This window comes from Proteus cibi (assembly GCF_003144405.1).
In the GTDB taxonomy this organism is placed as follows: domain Bacteria; phylum Pseudomonadota; class Gammaproteobacteria; order Enterobacterales; family Enterobacteriaceae; genus Proteus; species Proteus cibi.
Window position 1 is genome coordinate 1 of sequence record NZ_PENW01000006.1, and the last position, 3,730, is coordinate 3,730.

The window sequence follows — 3,730 nt, forward strand, 5'->3', positions numbered from 1 at the left end:
TTCATTGGCAAGATAAGGCGCTGAGCCATTAGCAATCGCGGTGACAATATTGCCACCCATAATGCCTTGCGTAAATGCCGTAACGGCTTGAATAGCTCGGGTGTATTTACCGCCCGTGCCAAAGTCTGACTGGTTGGTATAATCCTGTCATACTTGCTGAAAATGGTAGAATTTGTGGCTGGTGGCTGGGTAGCAGGTGTAGGTAGGTCTGTGCATTAAGCACAGGCAATTAATTATCCAGATTATTGAGACAGAGTGGTAGCTAAAAGGAAAACTCCAGCACTTAGACTGGGATCTTAACATCATCTACGTAACTTATATTCTGCAAACCAAGTCCCTATTCCAGCTATTGGACCTGTGATCAAACCTACTCTGAAAGCCTTTTTTACATACTCATGTGAAAAAGTAAACTCTCCACTGACAAACCACCAAATTAGGCATTTGCCAACAAAAAAGAATATTATAATCATTAGAAACATGGCAAGCCCACATATAATGCTCATTATAACCACGAACATTAGTTGATCATTTTTTGCTCTCATCCATTTTCTCCTTAATCTCTTTAATTTCCTCTTGCATCAGAGCATTTGTTGTTTCAGTTAGACCAGCAGACCCCATATTTCCCAAAAGACCAGAAACGGAACTATGCTCGGTTTCATATCCTTCGAAAGTCCATATAATCCGTTTATAGCTCCACCCTGCAATTGATGTACCCTGAGAGGCTTATGAGAGGCTTAATAGTTATATCAATTGATCCCCCCTGTAACTTGAGCATTAATTTTATTACCCATTTTGTAAAATCATACTAACGCCTTTTATATTCTAAATAGTTAACTAAACAAATTACTACTCCTAAAAATAATCCCATTACTCCTCCTATTTTTAATGCCTCAATAAAATCATTTAATTCCCAAATAAACGAATTTTTTTCAAAATATATAATTAGTTTAACTAGAAGTTTAATTAAGATTATTGTTAAAAATATAGTTACACACATACTCAAAGACCAACATAAAAAATATATAAATAGTTTCATTTCTCATCCCCTGGTTTTAGTTCTTCTGTAATTATTTTATTTGCTGATTCAGAACCAATAGCTCCAATTGTACTTCCAACAATACTTGGTACTACTGATACACTCGGCGGAGCTGTAATTGATAGCATTACAACTAATGGGCGCTCTTTAAGTCCGCTAGACCAAGGATTAAATTTATTATCCAGACGATGAGTTAACCATTTTTCGCCTCCATAGACGACTGTTGAACCAGCTAATTACTGAACAGCGTTATTAGGCATATGACAAAGGAAAGAAAGATATTTTCATCGGATAAATCAGTAAAAAAGTGGACCATTCTGATACAAAATTGGCGCTCAGCAATGAACTGGTTTATGATCCACTTTGATAGTTGAATAAATGACCACCTACAAATAATACATGGGTTACTTACACAAAGTTATCTACAGGCTCCAATGTAAATACCAATTAAATAATAATCAGTTCACCATGTTGATCAAAAGACGTCTTCACATCGTAATTTCGAGTATAAACATTAACTATATGTCTCAAATAATTTTTTAGATCCCAATCAGTAGCTTCCACTATTTCTTCATTCTCATCATATTGATAAATAATATTAGATGTAACTGATGTTGTTAAAACAAAAAAGTATTGAGTATAACTTTCCACGGAGATAAAAAACGGTTTTTTATCTAATAAATCATACCGTTGAATAGCAGATAGTTCCTCTCTCATTCCTGATTGCATCAATATACTTCCTCTTATTGTTTTTTGATTTCTATAAAAAAGAAGAGGATCATCGCCAAAAAGACCACCACTACAACGCCCTATGCTGGTTAAAAAATCATATAGCTGATCTTTCACTTCGATATCATATAAACGTTCGATTTTTTTTATTTCATCATCAGAATAACCTCGCATATAGCTAACATCGATTGGTAATTCTGGATAAATAGAATGCAGATATTCAATTAGTTTTATATTCATAATATAATTATGCTTTAATCCACATCATAGTAATAGATTAAAAATCAAAATCTATTACTAATTAAGATGATATTATCTCATTTTTTGATGATATATTTTTAATTGAGAAAACTCTAGTAATTCTTCTGCTATTCCAGAAATAATAGATAAATCTCCAAGCCATGGATTTGCTAAAATTTATGGTGAGAAATCCACTTTATCCTCACATGCTATGCTGGATCGTAGGTAATTCAATTGATTATGGCCTTCATCACCGCAGGGTGATTACCTTCAGCAATTCAACATAACACTCGGCGAATATATGTAATTGATACTACCCAATCACATATATTCAGCATTATTTCTTGCGCCTTTTGGTGATAATAATTACAGACTGATGTCTGGCTGGACACTACAAAATTAATATCTATTTAATGATTGAATTAGCCATTCAATGTTTATTTTCCCAATAATTCACAAATAGATGAATACCACTAAAACTCAAACCAAACACTCCCCCAAAAACAATCGGTTTTTTTAAAAAAAATATATCAATATAAAAAACACCTAATTTCATATAATAAATAAATTCAACAATAAAACCAAGCAATAAGAATGTAATAAAAACCAGTGCAAAGTAACAAAAAAATAACATTAAAAAATAATTAATTACTTTCATTTTCGTTCTCTATTGTGATTTCCTTCAATACTCCGCTAGTCTCTTTATTTAAATACTCTGAACCAGTGGATCCAAGGAGGTTACCTATAATTCCAGGCATTGGCGATACACTCGGCGGAGCTGTAATTGATGGCATTACAACTAATGGGCGCTCTTTAAGTCCGCTAGACCAAGGATTAAATTTATTATCCAGACGATGAGTTAGCCATTTTGTGCCTCCATAGCCGACTGTTGAACCAGCTAATGCGCCTCCCATGGAGACCCAAGGTGATTGCCCATCAATTAAACTTGAAATACCTGCACCAGTTGTATTGGTTGTGAGCGTTCCCCAATACCCCATTCCTGGTGTTATTCCTCCTGTTAATAAAGAAGAACCGAAGCTTGCATAACTAAAGCTCGCGTCTGGTTCTGTGTAAATATTATACCCTTGCATGCCTAAATTTGCTGTGCCCGTAGTTGTTACACCTATCACACGGCTAGCGACAGTTGTGCTACCTAACCAACTCGATACATAAGGGCTAATAGCCTTACTCATTATTGGTAAACCTAATGTTGTCGTTGCAATAACGGCTCGTGGAATATTATTACCACGCTGTAACTCACTATAATGTTCAATGATAGGATCCAGTTTTTTGATACTATATTCAGCAATTGATTTACAATGAACATCACATTCTGCTGATTGAATAAGTAAAATTAATTCATCTTGCTGTTGAACCAAATGTTCTTTAGTGATCCTAGTTTCCATCGCTTTTTGCTGTTGTTCCATATCGACTTTATTTCCTAAGCCAACTAAATGTTTCTTTTCTTCATCCGTAGAAGCAAGATAATACTTTTCAAGCCATGAAATTATTTGTTTAGCTGTTAAATAATTATTCTCAACCACCACTTTCCCTGCTTGAGCGGCATTGGCAACGCATGCGCTATTATCGCTGATTAAACCACCGGCAATGCCGGAAGCTAACGTTGCCCATGCACTTATATTTTGCTTTTCAGACTCAGTAAGTTCTTCGGGGGTTTTGCCATAAAGTGAGTGCGATAAAATACCCATGGTTTCGCCAGTCATC

Annotated in this window: 2 protein-coding genes and 1 pseudogene; 1 reads left to right on the forward strand and 2 read right to left on the reverse strand. The window is 35.0% G+C overall.

All coding sequences use genetic code 11. The annotated features are described in order from the left end of the window. Positions 1-1,275 precede the first annotated feature (1,275 nt). Positions 1,276-1,410, forward strand: a pseudogene (locus DK865_RS01860) (IS256 family transposase); the annotation flags it as partial. Between the two features lie 73 nt (positions 1,411-1,483). Here the strand turns inward: DK865_RS01860 and DK865_RS01865 are convergent. Continuing rightward, a complete protein-coding gene (locus DK865_RS01865; RefSeq protein ID WP_109391032.1) occupies positions 1,484-2,005 on the reverse strand; it encodes a hypothetical protein in 522 nt (173 codons plus the stop codon). 644 nt (positions 2,006-2,649) lie between these two features. Then, positions 2,650-3,730: VENN motif pre-toxin domain-containing protein (locus DK865_RS01875; protein ID WP_109391034.1), on the reverse strand; the 1,081-nt coding region annotated here is incomplete at its 5' end.